Source organism: Vitreimonas sp., assembly GCF_036392335.1.
GTDB lineage: Bacteria > Pseudomonadota > Alphaproteobacteria > Caulobacterales > Aquidulcibacteraceae > Vitreimonas.
The window spans coordinates 1-21,261 of record NZ_DASVYD010000072.1 but is presented as its reverse complement, the minus strand read 5'-3'; the positions used below and the strand labels follow the sequence as shown (position 1 = coordinate 21,261).

General features: G+C 63.3%; 15 protein-coding genes and 1 pseudogene. 6 read left to right on the top strand and 10 right to left on the bottom strand.

Annotated elements, in window-relative coordinates; all coding sequences use genetic code 11:
• Nucleotides 1-126: 126 nt before the first annotated feature.
• Nucleotides 127-561 (top strand): annotated as a pseudogene (locus VF769_RS18480) (sodium-dependent bicarbonate transport family permease); the annotation flags it as partial.
• On the opposite strand, the gene VF769_RS17030 reads toward VF769_RS18480, so the two are convergent.
• Both VF769_RS17030 and VF769_RS17025 read right to left on the bottom strand, forming a co-directional pair.
• The gene (locus VF769_RS17030) at nucleotides 480-1,793 is read right to left on the bottom strand and encodes a TonB-dependent receptor (protein ID WP_331009634.1); all 1,314 of its coding nucleotides are present in this window, start codon (nucleotides 1,791-1,793) and stop codon (nucleotides 480-482) included. The pseudogene VF769_RS18480 and the gene VF769_RS17030 sit on opposite strands and share 82 nt — an antisense overlap.
• A gap of 331 nt (nucleotides 1,794-2,124) precedes the next feature.
• Nucleotides 2,125-4,554, bottom strand: a complete 2,430-nt coding sequence (locus VF769_RS17025) for a TonB-dependent receptor (protein WP_331009633.1) — start codon at nucleotides 4,552-4,554, stop codon at nucleotides 2,125-2,127.
• A 141-nt stretch (nucleotides 4,555-4,695) separates the two neighbouring features.
• Between VF769_RS17025 and VF769_RS17020 the strand changes: the two genes are divergently transcribed.
• A complete protein-coding gene (locus VF769_RS17020) occupies nucleotides 4,696-6,276 on the top strand; it encodes a tetratricopeptide repeat-containing sulfotransferase family protein (RefSeq protein ID WP_331009632.1) in 1,581 nt (526 codons plus the stop codon).
• Here the strand turns inward: VF769_RS17020 and VF769_RS17015 are convergent, their stop codons facing one another.
• The 5 genes from VF769_RS17015 to VF769_RS16995 form a co-directional block, all read right to left on the bottom strand.
• Nucleotides 6,277-6,738 carry an OmpA family protein gene (locus VF769_RS17015; protein ID WP_331009631.1) on the bottom strand — a complete coding sequence of 154 codons (462 nt, stop codon included), beginning with the start codon at nucleotides 6,736-6,738 and terminating at the stop codon, nucleotides 6,277-6,279.
• 18 nt (nucleotides 6,739-6,756) lie between these two features.
• Nucleotides 6,757-7,071 carry an integration host factor subunit alpha gene (locus VF769_RS17010; protein WP_331009630.1) on the bottom strand — a complete coding sequence of 105 codons (315 nt, stop codon included), beginning with the start codon at nucleotides 7,069-7,071 and terminating at the stop codon, nucleotides 6,757-6,759.
• An 85-nt stretch (nucleotides 7,072-7,156) separates the two neighbouring features.
• The gene (locus VF769_RS17005) at nucleotides 7,157-8,116 is read right to left on the bottom strand and encodes a beta-ketoacyl-ACP synthase III (RefSeq protein ID WP_331009629.1); all 960 of its coding nucleotides are present in this window, start codon (nucleotides 8,114-8,116) and stop codon (nucleotides 7,157-7,159) included.
• Nucleotides 8,117-8,118: 2 nt separating this feature from the next.
• The gene (plsX, locus tag VF769_RS17000) at nucleotides 8,119-9,171 is read right to left on the bottom strand and encodes a phosphate acyltransferase PlsX (RefSeq protein ID WP_331009628.1); all 1,053 of its coding nucleotides are present in this window, start codon (nucleotides 9,169-9,171) and stop codon (nucleotides 8,119-8,121) included.
• A gap of 87 nt (nucleotides 9,172-9,258) precedes the next feature.
• Nucleotides 9,259-9,783: a ubiquinol-cytochrome C chaperone family protein gene (locus VF769_RS16995; RefSeq protein WP_331009627.1), complete on the bottom strand. Its 525-nt coding sequence runs from the start codon at nucleotides 9,781-9,783 to the stop codon at nucleotides 9,259-9,261.
• An 83-nt stretch (nucleotides 9,784-9,866) separates the two neighbouring features.
• Here VF769_RS16995 and VF769_RS16990 point away from each other — a divergent pair, with 83 nt between their 5' ends.
• The gene (locus tag VF769_RS16990) at nucleotides 9,867-10,352 is read left to right on the top strand and encodes an outer membrane protein assembly factor BamE (protein ID WP_331009626.1); all 486 of its coding nucleotides are present in this window, start codon (nucleotides 9,867-9,869) and stop codon (nucleotides 10,350-10,352) included.
• A gap of 76 nt (nucleotides 10,353-10,428) precedes the next feature.
• Here VF769_RS16990 and VF769_RS16985 read toward each other — a convergent pair whose 3' ends face one another.
• From VF769_RS16985 to VF769_RS16975, 3 genes are all read right to left on the bottom strand, one after another.
• The gene (locus tag VF769_RS16985) at nucleotides 10,429-12,597 is read right to left on the bottom strand and encodes a sodium-translocating pyrophosphatase (RefSeq protein ID WP_331009625.1); all 2,169 of its coding nucleotides are present in this window, start codon (nucleotides 12,595-12,597) and stop codon (nucleotides 10,429-10,431) included.
• 193 nt (nucleotides 12,598-12,790) lie between these two features.
• The gene (locus VF769_RS16980) at nucleotides 12,791-15,343 is read right to left on the bottom strand and encodes a PBP1A family penicillin-binding protein (RefSeq protein WP_331009624.1); all 2,553 of its coding nucleotides are present in this window, start codon (nucleotides 15,341-15,343) and stop codon (nucleotides 12,791-12,793) included.
• 125 nt (nucleotides 15,344-15,468) lie between these two features.
• Nucleotides 15,469-16,557 carry an N-acetylmuramoyl-L-alanine amidase gene (locus tag VF769_RS16975; protein WP_331009623.1) on the bottom strand — a complete coding sequence of 363 codons (1,089 nt, stop codon included), beginning with the start codon at nucleotides 16,555-16,557 and terminating at the stop codon, nucleotides 15,469-15,471.
• Nucleotides 16,558-16,768: 211 nt separating this feature from the next.
• Between VF769_RS16975 and VF769_RS16970 the strand changes: the two genes are divergently transcribed.
• The 3 genes from VF769_RS16970 to VF769_RS16960 form a co-directional block, all read left to right on the top strand.
• The gene (locus VF769_RS16970; RefSeq protein WP_331009622.1) at nucleotides 16,769-18,028 is read left to right on the top strand and encodes a hypothetical protein; all 1,260 of its coding nucleotides are present in this window, start codon (nucleotides 16,769-16,771) and stop codon (nucleotides 18,026-18,028) included.
• Between the two features lie 422 nt (nucleotides 18,029-18,450).
• Nucleotides 18,451-20,730, top strand: a complete 2,280-nt coding sequence (locus VF769_RS16965; protein WP_331009621.1) for a ribonuclease E/G — start codon at nucleotides 18,451-18,453, stop codon at nucleotides 20,728-20,730.
• A 98-nt stretch (nucleotides 20,731-20,828) separates the two neighbouring features.
• The coding region (locus VF769_RS16960) for a M48 family metallopeptidase (protein ID WP_331009620.1) at nucleotides 20,829-21,261 on the top strand (433 nt) is incomplete at its 3' end.

Here is a 21,261-nt window from a genome sequence, read left to right as displayed (position 1 = left end):
CGGCTCTTCGCTTAGCCCACCCGGCGCGATTGCTGCGATTTGCGAAACTCATCGCCAGGCGCCTTGCCTGGCAAAGCGATCACGGGCACCTCGCCGCCGCTCGCACGTGACGAGCGCCGGGGACGCATGTGCGCCACGGCTTCAGGGGCGCTAACGATGATCGAAGCTGGACTCGCCGCAGCGGCGGCCAACCTTGCCTCGCCTGCGATACTCTTCTTCGTGTTAGGCGCCGTCGCCGGAGCGCTGCGATCGGACCTCACCATTCCGGATCAAGCCGCCAAGACGTTGGCGCTCTACCTCATGCTCTCGATCGGCTTCAAAGGCGGCGTAGAAGCTCACGCGGCGGGGCCGAGCCCGGAATTGGTCGCGGGCGGAGCGCTCGGCATCTTGTTCAGCTTCGCCACGCCGTTCGTCGCGTTCTTCGTGCTCCGAAGACTCTGCGGCCTCGAACGCATCACGGCAGCCGCCACCGCCGCACATTATGGCAGCGTCTCCCTCGTCACCTTCGCTGCGGGTGCGGAGTACCTGCGCAACGTCGGCGTGGAGTTCAGCGGACATATGGCGGCGGTGCTGGCCTTGATGGAAACGCCGGCAATTCTCGCGGCGCTGTTGCTGGCGGGAGAACGAACGCCTGCCTCCGGCCCGCCCAACGTGAGTTCGGCGACGACATCAATATCTTCCTTCCCGTAATAGTATCCGAGCATCCAGTTCAAACGGCCGATTTCGCCGGCCAAACGCAATTCGTGCGAGGTGTACTCCGTGCGACCGCTGTTGGGGTTGTCGCCCGAAGCGGTTGCACCACCGACGGAAAACACGTTGAGGCCGGTGAAATCGCTGTTTTGAACGTTGGGCGCCGATTCCGACTCTCGATAGCTGCCTATGTAGGTCAGCGTCGCGAAGTCCAAGTCCCAGTCGCCTTGCAGCGTGTAGCCCGTCTGCTCCCCCGGATCTTCGAAGCCTTCCGAGTTTGATAGCCTGTTCTCAACGGCGTCGGGGCCGCTTGCGAGAACACCGCCGCCTGCGGGAAGGCCGACCAACGGATAAGCCGCGGCAAACGGACTTTCATAGATGACCGCCGCGTCGCAGCAATCGTCGCGACCTTGTTGATAATCGGCGATGAAGCGGAAGCTCAAATCCGGGGTCGGCTGCCACAACGCCTGGCCGCGCACCATGTAGCGATCACGCGTGTTCTGGTCGTCGCCGTCGAACGTGCTGGTCAAAAGCCCATCCCGGACGCGCGCAGCTGCCGCAATACGAACAGCGAACTGATCTTCGACGATGGGGATATTGACGCCCAATTGCGCGGACATCAGCCCGACATCGTCGCCATCCGCGATCGCGCCGACCGTCATATTGCCGAAGCCTCCGAAATCCTGCAGGTCCGGCGCGCGCGTGGTGATGGTGAGGGCGCCCGCAGACGTATTACGGCCGAACAGCGTGCCTTGCGGGCCCCGCAGAATTTCCACCTGCTGAATATCGAGCAACTCGCCCAACGCGATGGACGGACGCGAAATGTACACGCCGTCGATAAACACGCCGACGGCGCTCTCAAGACCCGCATTGTTGCCCGTAGTGCCGACGCCGCGGATGCGCATCGTCGTGCCGCCCGATTCCGTTTGGGTCGAGTTGAGATTGATGCTTGGCGACAGGGTTTGGAGGGCGCGAATATCAACCACGCCCGCATTTTGGAGCTGGTCGGCATTCAAGGCGGTCACCGCGATCGGCACATCCTGAATATCCTGCTCGCGCTTCGTTGCGGTGACGATGATCTCTTCCCCTGAGACCTGCGCCATCGCCGGCGCCGCTGTAGCGAGCGCTACCATCGACCCGGAGAACGCTAACAACCCTCTTAGAGCGCTCTTCTTATTCGCCATGTGTGCTTCCCTCCCCTAACGCGCTGCGTCGCGGCTTCCGTCAGCGCAGGCTTCGACGCCGCGCTTGAATTGGGGAGGAAGCAGGATGGAACCGTTGAATGACTTTGGTGTCAAGTAGAGTGGAAGAAACGCAATCCGCGTTACACTTCTCGTTGTCTCGCGCGCGCCACACCTTGGCGCGCTTCGCCGCAACTGCGAAATGAAAGAAGGCAGCTCGTTTAGAGCTGCCTTCCCTCAAGCGTGGCCGCTGCTAGCCGCCGAAGCGATGCGTGAAACGTACGCCGATTTGGCGCGGCGGCAATACGTCCGTGTAATAGGTGCGAACCGCGTGCGCATCGCCATTATCGTCGAGCACAAATTGGTTGTAGTCCGGCCCGCCGCGCGCATTCGTCTCGACAAACTCATCAAGCAGATTGCGCGCGTAGAGCGTGATGGTCCACGCGCCCGCGTCGGCTTGGATCGACGCATTGTGCAGGGTGTAGTCCGGCAACGTGACATTGTCGCCTTTGCCGCCGGTGCGGGTGAGCACGTCGCCGGTGTAGGTAATGCCGTAATTGAAGTCCCATTCCAAACCAAACCATTCCGGCGCGCTGTAATTGAACAAGACCGAAGCCTGCTGCTCAGGAGAGCCTGGCAGGCGATCGCCCTCTTCGCCATCGATGTATGTGAGCGTGCTCTGGAAGCCTGGCGGCACGATCTCGCGGATCAGACGCGGCGCCAGATCGGTGAGTTCCGCCTCTGAGAACGCGTACGATGCGCGCACGTTGAACGCTTCCGTCAAATCCCAATCGAGCGAAACATCGAAGCCCTGCGAGCGGGCGCCGGCGGCGTTGATTATGATCGGCGCCAGACCGACCGCCGTCGCCGATTGCACCTGCGGATCGGTCCAATCAATGTAGAAGATCGAGCCGTTCAGAACGAGCGCGCCATCCAGCCACGTCGTACGCGCGCCGATCTCATAATTGGTGGTCTGGTCGGCAGTGTATTCCATTTCACCTTCGCCAGCGCACACCGTCTGCGAACCGGATGGCGGCACTTCACACGCCTCCAGCCCGTTCGAGTTGCCGATCCGATAGCCCTGGCTGATCGTCACATAGGTCATGATGTCGTCGGACCAATCATACGAGGCATTGAACTTATAGAGCATGCCGTCGTCGGCTTGGTTCGCCGGCGAGAAATCAAGCGTGATGTCGTTGGGGCCCGCCCCATCGAACACTGTGTTGTAGAGCGGGAAGTCCGTCGCCTGCTCGGTCTCAAGCTCATAATCGTAATAGCGCAATCCACCCGTTACGGTCAGACGCGGCGTGACTTCGTACGAAACCTCGCCAAACAAGGCCATCTCGGTCAGTTCACTGCGGAAGACGTTGTAGTATTCGAGATTATCTGGTCGCGAATCGAATCCCGACCAGAAATTATCGTAAAACGGCGTGAACTCCTTACTTGAGCTGTCAGTATCGTTATAGCTGTAGTACGCGCCGACGATGAAATTCACCGGGCCATCAAAGTCCGACACGAAGCGCAGCTCTTGTGTGAGGATTGATGTCTCAGCGTCTTCTTGCGTGTAGGCGGTGAAACTCGGGAAGAGTTCGTAGCTGTATTCCAAGCCAATCAGCAAATCGGTCTGATCGCGTTGGCCCCGCTCCTCGTAGCGTGAATAGCCCGTTGCCGAGCTAAGCGTACCCCAGCCAACGTCATATTGCGCCTCTAAGGCGATCAGGCTGTTGTCGCGCTGGTTCGGTTCGCGCACCCGCAACGGCGACACATAATCGCCGGTAGCCAGCAGGCCGCGACGACCGCTAATCGTGCGTCCGCCATATTCCGCATTTTGGAAGGCGTAAGAGAGAGTCGCGTCGAACGCCGCAGTCGGCGCCCAACGCAACGCCAGGCGACCAGACAGCACCTCCTCTGTGTTCGCGTCCTGCACCGGCGCAAGATTTGCCGCGACATCGGCAGGGTCGGAGAAATCAGGGTCCGGGTTTGAGACGCCAATTTCCTGAACGACGTAATCGTAGTCGATGAAACCCGTGTCGTTTAGATAATCGACTGAGCCGCGCAACGCTAATGTATCGCTGATCGGCACGTTGATGGTCGCGCCGAAATCCGTGCTCAGATCATCGCCCTCCGAGTAGGAATAGGCGTCGCCGCGAAGCTCAAGCGCGAAGGCCGAGAAATCGGGCGCATTGGGAATATAACGAATGGCGCCGCCCAACGTGCCAGCCCCGTACAAGGTGCCTTGCGGCCCAAGCAGAACCTCGACGCGCTCCACATCATTCAGACGCAGGTCCACAAACAACGGGATGTCGCCCAGATACGTGGCGACCGTCCCGCCGCCGTCGTTGGCCCCGTCGTTTGAACTCGCGGGGTCGGCGTTGAGACCGCGGACGATAATCGGGTTCGACGAGCGGCCGCCTTGATTAACAACGTGGAGGCCTGGCACCCATTGCGCCAGCTCGCTCATGTCGCCGACACTCAATTGCTCTATCTGCTGCTCGCCGATCGCCGCAATATTGATCGGCACGTCCTGAATATCGGTCGACCTGCGCGTAGCGGTCACTACGATAGTTTCGTCCGAAGCGCCTTCCTGGGCGACGGCGGGCGCGGCGAACGCCGCAACGCTCAGCGCGCTGGCGCCTGACAAAAGCAAAAGGTGGCGAGAAAACTTGCGCGCATTCAAAAACATTCTTGACCCTCCACGGCCGCTCTACCTGGCGAGTTTGACGGCGCGTTCTGCGTCCCCTCAAGCAGAATGGACGACAATTCGCGGCGTTTCGTATTATTTTGCTGCGATGTTGCATTTAGCACGCCTAAAGACGAGGCGCCCATGAACGGCGCCTGCTCAAATCCTATGCTGGCGGAAGCCGAGCGCCTCATCGCCAAGGGCCAACATAAAATGGCGCACGAACTCTGCCTTCGTGCGCTGGGCGAAAAGCCGAACGATTCCGAAGCGCTCTTCGTGCTCGGCGTGATCGCCAATGAGAACGGCGCCTATGCAAAGGCGGCGGAGCTGTTCGAAAAAGCGTCGGTCGGCCAAGCGCACAACGCCCGCCTCCATGCCCAGAACGCGCGCGCGCTCGCCTTCCTGCAGCGCCCAGAGGATGCCCGCGCCGCCGCCGAGCGCGCCAGCGCCGCCGCACCTGACGACGCGCTCACGCTAGACACCATCGGCGTCGTCCTCAGCCGCGCCGGCATGCATGAGCAGGCTCTGACCTTCTTCGCTAACGCCGCCGCCCGTGCGCCAGACGTTGCTGCGTTCCAGTTGAATCATGCGGCGTCACTCCAATTCTCGGGCCAATTTAAAGAAGCCGAAGCCGCCTACCGTCGCGCCTACATGCTCGACCCCAAGCTCGATCGGGCTCTGTCCGCTATTCCGCACCTGCGCAAGCAAACGCGCGACGACAATCTCATCTCCGAGTTGCGTGCTGCGTTTTCGGCCGCTGGCGACCACCTTGAACGTCGGCTGCATCTTGGTCACGCGCTGGCCAAGAGCCTCGAAGATGTAGGCGAGTATCAAGAAGCACTCCTTGTACTCCACGACGCCAAGCGCGCCGGCGCGCGATTTCTCGCGCCCGCCGAACAACGTGACCGAGCCGTATTCGCCGCAGCTGCGCAAACCACGGGGTCGTGGCGCAAAGCGGGCTATGATTCCGAGGAACCCGTCTTCATTGTGGGACTGCCACGAACAGGCACGACTCTCACCGATCGCATTCTGTCTTCACACGCAGAGGTATTCTCAGCCGGCGAATTGGGCGCATTCGCCCTCATCATCAAGCGCATGACTGCAACTGCGTCGCGGTTTGTCCTGGACGCCGAGGCGCTCAACAAAGCCGTATCCTTGGACCCTGCTGAGATCGGCAAGGCTTATCTTGACGCGACGCGTCCGCGCACCGGACACACAGCGCGCTTCGTCGACAAGATGCCTCTCAACTTCTTCTATGCGGGCCTGATCCATCGCGCGCTCCCGCGAGCACGAATCATCTGCCTGCGGCGCAATCCGATGGATTCCTGTCTCAGCAATTATCGTCAGCTCCTCGGTGTTGGCGGATCGAGTTACGATTACACTTTCGATCTTGCATCGACAGCGCGCTATTATGCAGCCTTTGATCGCTTGACCTCTCATTGGCGACACAGCTTGCCCCCCACGCAGTTCACTGAGATTTGGTACGAGGATCTGGTGCGCGATCTTGAGGCCAATGCGCGTCGGCTCGTTGAGTTCGTCGGTTTGCCGTGGGACGCCCGGTGCCTCGATTTCCATGAGAATGCCGCGCCCGTCGCTACGGCGAGTTCGGTGCAAGTCCGCAGCCCGCTTTATACAAGCTCGCTCGATCGCTGGCGGCTCTATGGCGAAGCGCTCGCACCGCTCCGAGCCGCGCTACAGGCCGAAGGCATTGCGATCGACGATTAACTAATTCGCCGCCGGCGGTGGCGTGCTTGGATCGCTAGCGTGAACCGAAATGCGCGCGACGCGACGCATCGGCTCAACCTCGCCAGTCTCGGTCGTAGCGCCCGCTTCACCAGCCGCGACAGTCTGAAAGTTGCGCCGCGACCAGCCCGGCTCACGCTCCATGTATTCGGCGATATAGAGCGCGCGCCGCGCCGACAGATCGAAATTCTCGCGTGCGCCGCCCGCGGCGCCAGCCAGACCAAGGACCCGCACATTGTCGATCCGACACCCGCGCAACTGGCCCTGCACGGTGTCGATGGCTTCGCGCGCCGCTGGATTCAATTGGTCTTCGTAGCGCTCGAAATAGATGTCGAAGGAGCGCTCATAACAGGCGCTTGGATCGAAGTCGGCGGGCGCCTCTGGCGTTCCCGCGCACGCGCCAAGCGTCAATAAGGCGACCATGGAGACCAGCTTCGACTTCATCGCGCCCTCCCAACCGGTTCAGCTTTTCGCGCGTCCCTTGCCGCCTTTTTCCACGAACTCTCGCAACATCTGTGAGGGGCGGAAGGTCACGACACGCCGCGGCGTGATTGGCACTTCCTCGCCGGTCTTTGGATTGCGACCCACGCGTTGCCGCTTCGCCCGCACATTGAAATTCCCGAAGCGGGAAAGCTTCACGGTCTCACCCTCTACGAGCGAGTCCTGCACGATCTCCAGCATCCGGGTCAGCAATCGGTTTGCGTCTGCGCGTTGCATGTTGGCGCGTCGCGCCAGCGCCTCGACTAGGTCAGCACGTGTGATTGTCTTGCCGGCCACCGGAGCCCCCTCCGTCGCGCGCGTCCCCGCGCGAGTTGGGAAAAGCTAGTCGCCCCCGAGGGTTAGGTCAAATCTTGCCGCGATGTCATACGCGAACCAGCGCTGCGCCCCACGTGAGACCGCCGCCAAGGGCCTCCATAAGCACCAATTGCCCCGGTTTGACGCGTCCGTCACGCACCGCTGCGTCAAGCGCGAGCGGCACCGAAGCCGCCGAGGTATTGCCATGGAGGGCCACGGTGGACACCACCTTCTCCGGGGCGATCGACAGTTTTCGCGCGACACCATCAAGGATGCGCTGGTTCGCTTGGTGCGGAACAAACCAATCCACCGCGTCAATCGAGACATTGGCTCGCGCACACGCCTCCAGCATGGCGCCCGAGATGTGCTCCACGGCCTGACGAAAAACAGCGTTGCCGATCATACGCACTTTGCCGGTCGATTGTGTCTGCGACGGTCCCCCATCCACATACAGGAGATCATGCATACGCCCATCTGTGCGGATGAAAGTCGACATGACGCCTCGGTCTCCAGCGTCAACCTGCGCTTCCAGAACGATAGCCCCGGCGCCGTCGCCGAACAGAACGCATGTGCCGCGATCTTCCCAGTCGAGCAGCCGCGAGAATGTCTCAGCCCCAATCACCAATGCAGTCTTCGCTTGCTCCCGCACAAGAAAATTGTCCGCGGTCGCCAGCGCAAACACGAAGCCTGAGCACACCGCCTGGAGATCAAACGCGGCGCCCTGATTCACGCCGAGCGCGGCCTGCACACGGGCAGCCGTTGCCGGAAACGTGAGGTCGGGCGTCGTGGTGGCGACAATGATCAGGTCCACGTCTTTCGCTTCACGGCCAGAGGCTTCCAGCGCCTTCTTAGCGGCCGCAATGGCGAGATCGGAGGTTAATTCTCCCTCTGCCGCGATGTGGCGCTGACGAATGCCGGTGCGTTCGCGAATCCATTCATCACTGGTGTCGACCCGTTCGGCCAATTCAGCGTTGGTTAGGACGCGCGCCGGCAAGTGCGCGCCGACGCCAAGCAAAACTGATCGCATAATTAGCCAGCGTCCTCGACTTTGGCGGCAACCGGCGCTTGCGACAGGCGCTCCAAATTGCGCGCGATTTCTTCGCGATAATGGCTGCGCGCCATCTTCTCGGCCACGCCGATCGCCGCCGCATATCCCGGCCCATTCGCGCTGCCGTGACTTTTCACGACAAGGCCATTAAGCCCTAAGAACAACGCGCCATTGAATGTCCCGGGATCCATTCGCGCACGCAGCTTCTTCAGTGCAGGATAAGCGATCAACGCGCCAAGTTGCGCCAAAGGTCCGCTTGTCAGAGCTTCGCGCAGCAATTGCCCCACAAGGCGGGCGGTGCCTTCCCCAGTCTTCAGCGCGATGTTGCCGGTAAATCCGTCGGTGACGATCACATCGACCGTACCCTTGGATATATCATCGCCCTCAGCGAAGCCGCGGAAGTCCATATCGACGCCGCTTTCGCGGATGAGACGTGCGGCGGCACGAATTTCCTCGTGGCCCTTTTGATCCTCCGCGCCCACGTTGAGCAGCGCCACGGTGGGGCGGTCCTTGCCCGAGACCGCGCGCTGGAACGCCTCGCCCATGATGGCGAACTCGACCAATTGCTCGCCGTTGGCCTCGACGTTGGCGCCAACATCGAGGATTACGACATACCCGCCGTTCGCCGCCGGCCAGCGCGCGGCGAGCGCGGGGCGATGCACGCCTTCCATGGTGCGCAAACGAAACATTGCGATCGCCATGAAGGCGCCGGTATTGCCGGCCGAGACCACCGCGTGGGCCTGACCATTCTCAACGGCGGCCACCGCGTTCCACAGGCTGGAGCCCTTGCCTTGTCGCAGCGCTTGGCTCGCCTTTACGTCCATGCCGATCGATTTTTCGGCTGGCACGATTTCCGACACGGCTCTCGCGTCCGGGTGCCGATCCAGCAGCGTCGCGAGACGGGCGGCGTCGCCATGAATCAGGAACCGCACGCCGGTGCGCTTCCGCGCGGCGATATCGACACCTTCAACAACAATGTCGGGCGCGCTGTCGCCACCCATCCCGTCAATGGAGAGAACGAGACCGTCGGCCATGCGGCGTTATTTTCCTAGAGTCGGCCGCCCACGAGGCCGCAGGGCGCGGACCATAGTCCCGGCGCGGGCGATTGCCAAATTGAGCTTTCAGGCCTGGTGCGCAGGCCAGCCCTGCATGGAGAATAGAGCGTCAAGTTCGCTCTTCCCTTGGCGCCCTGACACCGAGCGGACGTAAGCGGCAAGCGTGGCGGCGAACGGATGCGCCGCCTCGCCCAGCACATTGCGCCCGACAGCGGCCGCCAGGGCTTCGGGATCGCCACCGCCAAGCGCGGCGGCGTACGCATCGAGCCGCCCGTAGAATGAGCCCGCTAATTTATGCATCTTCTTGGGCACAATGAGGTCGCCCACTCCATCCTCCCGCAATCCGGCGTCGAAGTGCCGAAACAGCTTGTCGGTGAAACTCTGCGCGAGCGTCTCTGCGCCCGTGGCGGCGCGCAGTCGGATCAGTGCTAGACTGGCGTTGAGGGTAAGAAGCTCAAATCGCCCCTCAAGTGTGTCCGGAATGCGGCCTTCGCCGAACAGAGCAGGTTGGCGGCTGGCCTGTGTCACCGCCGCCAACAGACGTTCCGCATCGAGATCGGCCTGCGACCGCTTGAATGGCCAAACCGGCATGTGGTCCCCTCTTGCTCCTCGGCGCGCTCCGCCTTACCCCTGACCCCGGTTTGAAGGCGGCGACGCCGCGCAAGGGTGGATAGATGAAACGCGGATTATTGCGCTTCTCGGCGGTCGCCATCGCACTCGCCGCCACGACGGCGGCCTGCGCGCCGGTGCAGAGCTACAATGGCTTCCGCCCCGATCGCAACAACACTGAAATTCCAGATCCACAAGTGGGCGTGGACACGCGCGAGACCGTAACGCAGCGCTTCGGCTCACCGTCGACCACGGCGGTGTTTGATCAAACGGCATGGTATTATGTCGGGTCGGTACAAGAGCGCGTTGCGTTCTACACGCCGCGCATCACCGAACGCCACGTCATGGTCGTACGCTTCGACGGCGAGACTGTTTCAGCGGTTGAGAAGTACGGCTTGGAGCGCGGGCGCATCGTCGCTTACGACGGCAACGAGACGCCCACGCGCGGTCGCGAACTTGGCGTGCTTGAGCAATTGCTCGGCAACATAGGCTCGACGCCTCCCATCCGCGCGGACGACGAAACCGATCCTCGCGGGCGCCGCCGCGACTAGGGTGCGGACAATTAGAACAAAGAAAAACGCCCCGGCCAGAAACCGGGGCGTTTGCTTTTGGAGTTGCAGTTTCCGCTTAGCCGGCGTGCGCGAGCACGGCCAGCAACAGCAGAGCCACGATGTTGGTGATCTTGATCATCGGGTTCACGGCCGGGCCCGACGTATCCTTGTAGGGATCGCCGACGGTGTCGCCCGTAACCGACGCCTTATGCGCGTCAGAGCCCTTCTTGTGGACGACGCCATTCTTGTCTTTGAAGCCATCTTCAAAGCTCTTCTTGGCGTTGTCCCAAGCGCCGCCGCCAGAGGTCATCGAAATTGCGACGAACAGACCCGTCACGATCACGCCGACCAACAACGCGCCCAGAGCTGCAAGCGCCATCGAGACGCCAGCGATCGCCCACACCGCAAAGAACAGCGCGACCGGCGCGAGCACAGGCAACAGCGACGGCACGATCATTTCCTTGATCGCCGCTTGCGTCAGGATGTCGACGGCGCGGCCGTAGTCGGGCTTCGCCGTGCGTTCCATGATGCCGGGAATTTCCTTGAACTGGCGTCGCACTTCGGCAACCACGGATTCAGCCGCACGGCCCACCGCCGTCATCGACCAGCCGCCGAACAGGTATGGCAGCAAGCCGCCCACGAAGAGGCCGACGATCACGTAGGGATTTGACAGGCTGAAATCCGGCACGATGCCGCTGAAGAACGGATATTCTGCAGCGTTCGACGCGTAATACTTCAAGTCTTCCGTGTAAGCGGCGAAGAGCACCAGAGCGCCGAGACCGGCCGAGCCGATCGCGTAGCCCTTGGTGACGGCCTTCGTCGTGTTGCCCACGGCGTCGAGCGCGTCCGTGGTCTTACGCACTTCCGGCGGCAGTTCGGCCATTTCGGCGATGCCGCCGGCATTGTCCGTAACTGGGCCGAACGCGTCGAGCGCGACGATGATGCCAGCGACCGACAACATGGTCGTCACCGCGATGGCGATGCCGAACAGGCCCGCCAGCGTGAAGGTCGCGATGATGCCTGCGACGATCGTCAGCGCCGGCAGCGCCGTCGATTCCATCGAGACCGCGAGACCTTGAATCACGTTCGTGCCGTGGCCCGAGACCGAAGCCTGCGCCACCGAACGCACCGGGCGGAAATTCGTGCCCGTGTAGTATTCCGTAATCCAGACGATCGCACCCGTCACCAGCAGGCCGATGAGGCCGCAAATGAACAGGTCTTGGCCCGAGATGCCGCCCAGATCCGACGTCGGTCCGAGGCTCGGCGCAACCGAACCCCACCCGGTCGTCACGTGGATCGCGATGGCCAAGCCGCCGATAGCAAGCACGCCAGCCGCGATCAGACCCTTATACAGCGCGCCCATGATGTTGTTGGACGGGCCAAGTTTCACGAAATACGTGCCGATGATCGACGCGATGATCGCCGTGCCGCCAATCGCCAGCGGAAGCAGCATGAGCGCAGATACTTCAGCGGCTTCACGGAACAGGATCGAACCCAGCACCATCGTCGCGACAGCCGTCACCGCATAGGTTTCGAACAAGTCAGCGGCCATGCCGGCGCAATCGCCTACGTTGTCGCCGACATTGTCAGCAATCGTGGCCGGGTTACGCGGATCATCTTCCGGAATGCCGGCCTCGACCTTGCCCACCATGTCGCCGCCCACGTCGGCGCCCTTGGTGAAGATGCCGCCGCCGAGACGCGCGAAGATCGAGATCAGCGAGGCGCCAAAGCCCAGCGCAACCAGCGAGTCGACCACCGTGCGGCTGGTCGGCTCAAGGTTCATGAACTCGGTGAGGATCAGATAGTAGGCCGCGACGCCAAACAGCGCGCCGCCGGCGACGAGCATGCCCGTCACCGCGCCCGCATCGAACGCCATCTTGAGGCCGCCCGCGAGGCTGTTGCGCGAAGCTTCCGCCGTGCGCACGTTCGCCTGCACCGACACGTTCATACCGATGAAGCCTGCAGCGCCGGACAGCACGGCGCCAATCAGGAAGCCGACCGGAATCTGCCAGGTCGGCCAGAACGCGATCGCCAACACGATCACAACACCGATGCCGACCCAGCCGATGGTCGTGTATTGGCGGTTCAAATAAGCGCGCGCGCCTTCTTGAATGGCGGCGGCGATTTCTTTCATCCGGTCAGTGCCGGCGCTGGCCTTGGTGATGGCTTGCGTTTGTAGCCAGCCGTAGATCGCGGCGAGGACGCCGCTGGCTACGACCAGCCAAAGGATCAATTCTTGGCTCATGGGACCTTATCCTGGGCGCGCGAATGGCGCCGGTTGGGGAATGGGTTGGCCGCCCCGCGACAGTCCGTCAGCGGCGACGCTTCCCCCAAAGGTGGCCGCTTACTGCCAAAAGCCGCGCGCTTAGGCAATGGAGGGGCAAAATCGAGGCAGCACGACGTTTGCCGACGCGCCGTCCCAATCGGCGTCCGGAACGCTAGTAGAGCCCGCCCAGGTCTTCCGATTCGTCCTGCCGGGGCGCATCGACACGGGGCGCCTCGCCTGTGAGGCTAGAAAGCGCGCGTGGATCGATGGGGTCGGTTCCGCCAAAGACGAACGGTGAGGCGGCCACGTCGCGCGTCGGCTCCGTGTCCGGCCGGAAGGCCTCAAGAATAGTGGTGGTGGTCGCTGCGTTGGGCAAAAGGCCGGTCATGTAGTCGATCCGCACCAATCGCACACCGCTGGGAATACGGAACGGCGTGGGCGGGGTGTCGCGGAGCGCCTCACGCATGAAGTCACGGAAAATTGGCGCAGAGATGCGCCCGCCCGTCTCGCCCTCGCCCATGTCGCGCGGCGTATCGAAGCCAGCCCACACACCAACTACGAGGTCAGGCGAGAAGCCGATAAACCATGCATCCTTATAGTCGTTGGTCGTGCCGGTCTTGCCGCCGAGCGGAAAGCCCAATGCGGCGATAGTCGTGGCCGTGCCGCGCAACACCACGCCCTCAGACATCGAGACGATCTGATAGGCGGTGACCGGGTCGAGCACTTGTTCGCGATTGTCGGCGATGGTCGGCGCACGCTGGCGTCTCCATTCGGCGTTGCAATCCGGACATTCGCGCTGATCGCGGCGAAATACCGAACGGCCGGTGCGGTCCTGAATCCGGTCGATGATGATCGGTTGGATGCGGCGTCCCCCGTTCACGAACATCCCGTACGCAGTGGTCATACGCATGACCGTCGTCTCGCCAGCGCCAAGCGCCAGAGAAAACACGGGCTGGGTACGCTCGCCGTAGATGCCGAGCCGCTGACCGTATTGCAGCACACGCTCAGCGCCCATTTCGTAGGCCACTCGCGCCGTCATCGCGTTCCGCGACAATTCCAGGCCGCGGCGCAACGTTGTCGGCCCATAGAATTCGCGCGAATAGTTTTCCGGCGACCAATTGGTGCCGTCGCCGGCTTCGATCGCGAGGGGCCCATCGTCCACCAACGTCGCCGGCGTGAGCCCCTGATCGAGCGCTGCCGCGTAAACAATCGGCTTGAAGGACGAACCAGGCTGCCGCATCGCCTGCGTCGCGCGGTTCAGACCTGTTGCGTCATCAAGCGAATAACCGCCCACCATCGCCAACACGCGACCAGTGTGCGGATCCATCGCGACGAGCGCGCCTTGAATCTCGGGCACTTGGCGCAGCGTGTAGCGGCCGTTTGAGTTGCGCGTGACGTAAATGATTGCACCCGCCGTCAGTCGGCGGTCCGCGTTGTTGCGCGCGCCCTGCGCCGCCCATTGTGCATCGTTGTCGACCAGACGACCGGTCTCGCCCGCCTCGTCCGTCACCGTGATCGCGCCGGAGGCCACGCGCGTGACCATGGCGCGCCGCCAATTCGAGAGCGATGGCGGACGCCGTGCTTCGCTCAACTGGGCAGCGACGTCTCCGCTCGCGTCCCCCCGACCGACAGGTCCACGCCAGGCGTGGCGACGGTCATATTCTTCGAGGCCCGCACGAAGAGCCCGCGCGGCCGCGAGTTGCAGCCGCGTGTCGATGGTGGAGCGGATCGAAAGGCCGCCGCGAAGCAGTGCATCTGCGCCATACTGCGCCTGAACTTGGCGACGAATCTCCTCGACGAAGTGCGAGGCCGCGATGAACTGATCCCCCGCCAGGCGATTGCTCGTCGTCAGGTCGGCCGCGCGCGCTTCGGCGGCGACTTCCTCGGTGATGTAGCCCCGCTCGACCATGCGCGAGATCGCGTAATTGCGGCGGTCGATGGCGCGTTCGCGATTGCGCGGCAGCTGATAGTTCGCCGGACCTTTCGGCAGGATGGCGAGATACGCCGCCTCCGAAACCGTGAGTTCGGAGAGCGGCTTATCAAAATAGTTCAGCGCGGCTGCCGCCACGCCGTAGGCCCGGTTACCGAGATAAATCTGGTTCAGATACAGCTCGAGAATACGATCCTTATCCAGCACGCGCTCAATGCGTTGCGCGACCAAGCCTTCGCGCAGCTTCGTCCACACGGCGCAGAACAAGCCGCCGATGCCGCCCGAGCATTCGGCGGCGCGGCCTGTCAGCATGTTGCCGGCGACTTGTTGCGTGATCGTCGAGGCGCCCTGGATACGTCGGCCCTGGATCACGTCGAGCGGAATACGCAGCACGGCGCGCGCGAGGCCCTGATAGTCGAGACCGGAATGTTCAAAGAAGCGCGCGTCCTCAACGGCGACGAAGGCGTTCTTCACATGATCGGGAATCTGCTCGATCGGCACGAAGACACGCTGTTCGTCAGCGAACTCGGCCACCAGGGCACCATCGCCGGCGTGCACGCGGCTCGTGACCGGCGGCTGATAATCTTGAAGGTCGGCCAGCGAAGGCAGGCCCTGTAGCGCCGCGATCAAGAAGCCCACCACGGCGAGAGCCGAAACCCCCGCAAAGATGCCGAGGCCAACCAGAACACGGCGCATCCATCCGCCGCCACCGCTGCTGGGATCGCGATAATCATCGCGGCCGCGATAATCGCGGTCGTCGTCCCACTCGTCCCTGTACCGTTCACGTCGCGACATGGCGCCCCGCTTCTGCGCGCTGCTCGATGAAATCCGCGCCGGCCTCGCGCGCCAATACGGCGCGATTAAGGCTCGATGCGGATCGACCGCAGACTAGCCCAGCTAGCTTAAGATTCGCGCTGATTTTAGGCGCGCGCCGCGTACATTTGTGGGCCGGCGAAATAGGTATCCACCGCACGCGCCATCGCTTCGGCCATGGCTTCACGCTCGCGGGGCCGGGACAGGCGGCGCTCGTCAGCCGCGTTCGACAAGAAACCCGTCTCGATCAGGACGGCCGGTACGTCCGGCGCCAGGAGCACGAAATACCCAGCATTACGGTGGGTGTTTCGCAAGAGGGGCGCGACCTCGCCCAATTGCGGGATCACGGTCTGGGCGAATTGCGCCGATCGGTTCGTCGTTTCACGCTGGGTGAGATCAACGAGAATGTCGCCGACCACGCCGCTGCGCGGCGCATCCCCAAGGTCCACATCCCAATTCTGCGAGGCGATCAGCCCCTGCGCCCGCGCGGCGCCGCGTTCCGACAAAGTGTAAACCGATGCGCCAGCGGCTTCGCGATTGGCGTTGGAATCCGCATGAATCGAGATGAATAAGTCTGCATGTTGCGCGCGTGCAAACTGCACACGATCGGCGTGCTCCACATATCGGTCGGCGTCGCGCGTGAGCAGGACTTGATACCTGCCGCGGCTCTCCAAAGCGTCGCGCAGCTTCAGCGCCGCATCGAGCACAACATCTTTTTCACGCACGCCGGTGACCCCGATTGCGCCCGGGTCTCGGCCTCCGTGGCCAGGGTCCAGTACGATGGTGCGGCGGCGGACGTTTCGGCCATTGGTTTCTCGCCGCGCTGGCATCGTCGCAGCGAAAGGTGCGTTGGCCGCAATGTCGAAACTCAGTTCCGGCGCGCGGCGGCTACCGAGTTCCTGGCGCACCACACTAGCGGGCGCTTCAAGATCAAGGACCAACCGCGAAACCCCATCCGGGCGCTGGGCGTAACGGTAGCGACGCACAACACCCGCTCCGGGCCCTTCGCCGTTGCCCGCCAGCGCCAAACGTGCATTTGCCAAATCGATCACAAAACGATCCGGCGCGGATAGGAAGAATGTCCTAGCGTCCGCCAGCCGATCCAGCGCAATCGTGACACGGCTTGTTGCGCCGCTCTCCTGAACCAGGACGCCACGCACGGCCGCCGGAGCGTCGGCCCAAGCGCGGCCCGACAAAGCGGTCGCGCCCAAAAGGGTCAGGCCACCGAGGGCGAGGTTGCGGCGAGTAACATCCATGAGTAGCGGAAGCTACTGCAGTGGACTTGCTATCCGGTTGAAAGGAATGGTGAATTCTCGCTAACCACAGAAGCCGCAAGTAATCGAGGGTTAGCCGTCTGTCGCGCGCGGCTTGAGTCGCGGCGCGGGGCCTGCTCAATCTGGCGGCGCCATGCGCAGATTGATCCTGTCGATAGTGGCGTTTGCCTGCGCCGCAGCTTCAGCGGCCGCCGAGGATTTTGGCGGCCCCTCCGCCAGTGCGGAACTTCGCGCCATCTGCGACGCGGACCGACAGCGGCTGTGGGGGGCCGGCCTATGCGGCCCCCTACTCATTGCTGACCCCATCAGTCGAGCTGCCTGGGCCAGCACATCAGATACTGAAGGCGCCCTCCGTCCCGCGGGCGCGGGCTGGGTCGGGGCTCTGCCGCCGGGTGTGCCGATCGCCAACACCTCGCTCGATTGGGCCGGCCGCCGATGGATCATGTTGGCTGCGCCTCTGCCAACGGATCTAGAAGAGCAGCGCGTCTTGCTCGCGCACGAAGCTTGGCACCGCGTGCAAGACTCGATCGGTTTGCCGCAGGCGCCGTCGACCTGCGCCCACCTTGAGTCCGAACAAGGCCGATATCTGCTGCGCCTCGAAATGCGCGCGCTGTCGGTGGCGATGCGCTCGCGCAATCGCGCGCGCCAACGCGCCGCCGAAGACGCTCTGCGTTTCCGCGCCGCACGACTGGCGCTGTTTGAGAACGCCGTGTTTGAGGAACGCGCGCTAGACCGCAACGAAGGGCTCGCCGCCTACACTGGCGTGGTTCTGGGCGCCGAGGATGTATCGGGATACGCGGCCCGGGTGCTTGATCGCCACGATTCCCACGAGTCCTTGTCGCGCGCCTACGCCTACGCAACGGGGCCGGCGTACGGCATATTGCTCGATCAATTCCGTCGTACCTGGAGAAGCGAACTGACGGGCGGCGCGGCGCCGGCGGAATTGCTCATGGCCTCATTCGGGATTGGCATACCCAGCGCAAGCGTCCTTCGCGAGGCTGCCGCGTTGTATGGCGGGCCCGCGATCGCCGCCGAAGAGGCAGCCCGCGCCCAGGCGCAGCGAGCCAGGGTGGACGAATTGCAGGCGCGGTTTACCAGCGGCCCGCGCGTTGAATTACCTCTGGCGCAAATGCAATTGGAGTTCGACCCCAACCAAGTAACGCCCGTGGAGGGGCTGGGGAGCGTTTACCACGTCATCACCCTCCGCGACGCCTGGGGCGAGTTCCGCGCCACGGACGGCGCTCTCATCTCGCCGGACTTCACCCGCGTGGTCCTGGCCCGCCCTGGCGCGGACGGCCTCTCCGGTCCAGGTTGGACCTTGGCCCTGGCCCCAAACCTTCACCTGGCGGGGCCGGACGCGGCCGGCGTTTACCGGCCAGCGCCCGTTCCATAGGCGTAATAATACCGTTCCACACCCAGCCGCCGCTTACGCTTCCTTTCCGATTTCAAATCATGCATGGTGTCGCAATCGCCGCGTGCGTCGCTGGGGAACGTCCCCATGCAGCGCCCGGCGCGCTCCCGCCAAGCGGATCGGCGTCAGGGCCCGCGGCGCGCTTTCACCAGCGCCCGATCTCGGCTCACAAGGCGTGCGTCCCAACACGGAGCGTAAACGCAACCCCTCGGGTTGCGTCAGTTCGGAGCCGTATATGACCCGCACCGCGCTATATCTGGCAGCCGATGGCGTCCGCGCCATCGCCCGCCCGACCGAGCACGCGGGCCTTCACTCACACATCTCGCGTCGCTTAGCCGCCCCCCGCCCGGTCGACCCCGACCGTCAGCGGGCCTGCAGGCGCGACGCCCACGGAGCCCTATTCGATGGCCAAGAAAATGCTGATCGACGCGGCCCACCCGGAAGAAACCCGGGTTGCGGTGCTCGACGGAAACCGCGTTGAAGATTTTGATTTCGAGGTCGCAAGTAGGAAACAACTCAGAGGCAACATCTATCTCGCCAAGGTGACGCGCGTTGAGCCGTCGCTGCAGGCCGCCTTTGTGGAATATGGCGGCAACCGCCACGGCTTCCTCGCGTTCTCGGAAATCCATCCCGACTATTACGCCATCCCGCACGCCGACCAGGAATCGATCAAGGCCGAACTCGCCGCCGCCGAAGCCGAAGCCGGCGAAGAGGAAGACGAGGAAGCAATTGACGAACGCCGCCGTCGCATTCTGACCCGGCGATACAAGATCCAAGAAGTCATCCGCCGTCGTCAGATCATGCTGGTGCAGGTGGTGAAGGAAGAGCGCGGCAATAAAGGCGCCGCACTCACCACCTATCTCTCGCTCGCCGGCCGCTATTGCGTGCTAATGCCGAACACCGGCCGCGGGGGCGGCATCTCGCGCAAGATCACACAGGCCACAGATCGCAAGCGCCTTAAGAAGATCGCGCAGGAACTCGAAGTGCCGCAGGGCCAAGGTCTGATCATCCGGACGGCCGGCGCCAAGCGCACCAAGACGGAGATCAAGCGGGACTACGAATATCTCTCGCGCGCCTGGGAAACCATTCGCGACGAGACGATGAAGTCGATCGCGCCGGCGCTCATTTACGAGGAGAGCTCGTTGGTGAAGCGCGCGATCCGCGACCTCTACGACAAGGATGTCGAGGACATCCATGTCGATGGCGAAGCCGCATACAAGGAAGCCAAAGACTTCATCCGCATGCTGATGCCGAGCCACGCGAAACGCGTGCAGCTCTGGAAGGATTCGACGCCGATCTTCGCCAAGCTTGGCGTCGAGAAGCAGCTTGAATCGATCTATTCGCCAATCGTGACGCTGAAGAGCGGCGGCTACATCGTCATCAATCAGGCCGAAGCGCTCGTCGCCATTGACGTGAACTCCGGCCGCGCCACGCGCGAGCGCAATATCGAGCAAACCGCGCTGAAGACAAATCTTGAAGCCGCCGATGAGGCGGCGCGCCAAATGCGTCTGCGCGACCTCGCGGGCCTGATCGTCATCGACTTCATCGACATGGAGGAGTCGAAGAACGATCGCGCCGTCGAGAAGCGGATGAAGGATAATCTCCGCTTCGACCGAGCCCGCGTACAGATGGGCAAAATTAGCGGCTTTGGCTTGCTTGAGCTTTCGCGTCAGCGCCGGCGCACCGGCGTGCTCGAAGGCACCAGCCATGTGTGCGAGCACTGTCAGGGCACGGGCCGTTTGCGCTCGGTGGAATCCGCGGCGCTCGCGCTCTTGCGCGCGCTCGATGAGGCTGCCGCAAAGCAGAAGAATCGTGAGATCGAGGCGCGCACCGCGACCGACGTTGCGCTGTATCTGCTGAACGAAAAGCGCGAGGCTTTGGCGGCGCTTGAGGACGCCAATCACGTGCGCATGCGCATAACGGCGGCCTCCGAGCTGCACGCTGGCGATTTTGAGATCAACATCGCGGTCGGCGCCTACGAAGACGACGAGGCCGAGGCGGAAGTCTCGCCGCAGCCGCAGCGCCGCGGCGGAGGCCGCCGCCCGATCGAGGTCGCCGAAGAAGAGGCCGATGCTGCCGTTGAGGCCGAGGAAGCCGACGAGGAGGAAGACGCCGAGCGCGCCGCCACAACGGACGAATCCGGTGATGAGCGTCGCGGACGTCGGCGGCGAGGTCGTCGTGGCGGTCGTCGTCGTCGCGAAGGCGAAGAAGGCGACGCGCGCGAGGAGAACGTGGAAGCCGAAGCCGGGGCGCCCGCCCCTCGAGAAGATCGCGGCGAGCGCAGCGAACGTGGCCGGAACGGCAAACGCCGGCGCCGTGGCCGCGGGCGCGGACGGCGCGTGTATGAAGTGGATGGGGGCGAATGGCTTGATTTCGTCAGCGCGGATCTGAAGCACCTCACGCCGCGCCCGGAACGGCCAGAACGTCAACGCCCTGCGGAGGCTGTCGGTGAAGACGCGCCGGAGGCCGAGGTCGCCGAGGCCGAGATCATCACGCATCCAGCCCTGGTCGAAGCGGCGGAGCCGCCCCTGGCGCTCGTGCCTGCAGACGAGCCGGCAACCGCGCCCCAGCCAGAGCCCGCCCCCGAGCCTGTTGCGGCGTTAGCGGAGGCGCCGGCATACGAGCCCGACCAAGAGCGGCGCGACAAATTCTTCTCGCGCCTCTCGCGTTGGGCGAAGAAATAGGCGGATGAAAATCCGCTAAGGGCGTCAGCCTTGTTCCCGCCGCAAACGCTTTTCAAACGATGCGGCGGGGGCAGGCTGATCAGATCGAAGGAGCGAGCATGCTCGCGAAATTGATGTCCGCGTTCGCCCGTCACGCCAGCGGCGCCTTTGTCGCGCTCGCCGCGCTCGCGATCGTCGCGTGGCCCAACGCGGCCTCGGCACAGGGTCTCATCCGCGATGCCGAGATCGAGGACACGCTTCACGTCTACACCAATCCGCTGCTGGTGGCGGCCGGTCTCAATCCCGATGATGTCGAACTCTACATCGTCAGCGATCCTTCGATTAACGCCTTCGTATCCGGCGGCCAGAATATCTTCGTCCATACGGGCCTCATCCTCGCCGCCGAGACGCCGAATGAGTTGATTGGCGTGCTTGCGCACGAGACCGGCCATATCAGCGGGGGCCATTTGGCCCGTTCGCGTGAAGCCATGGGCCAAGCTATGGGCCCGATGCTGATCTCGCTTGGGCTGGGCGTGTTGGCGATCGCGGCGG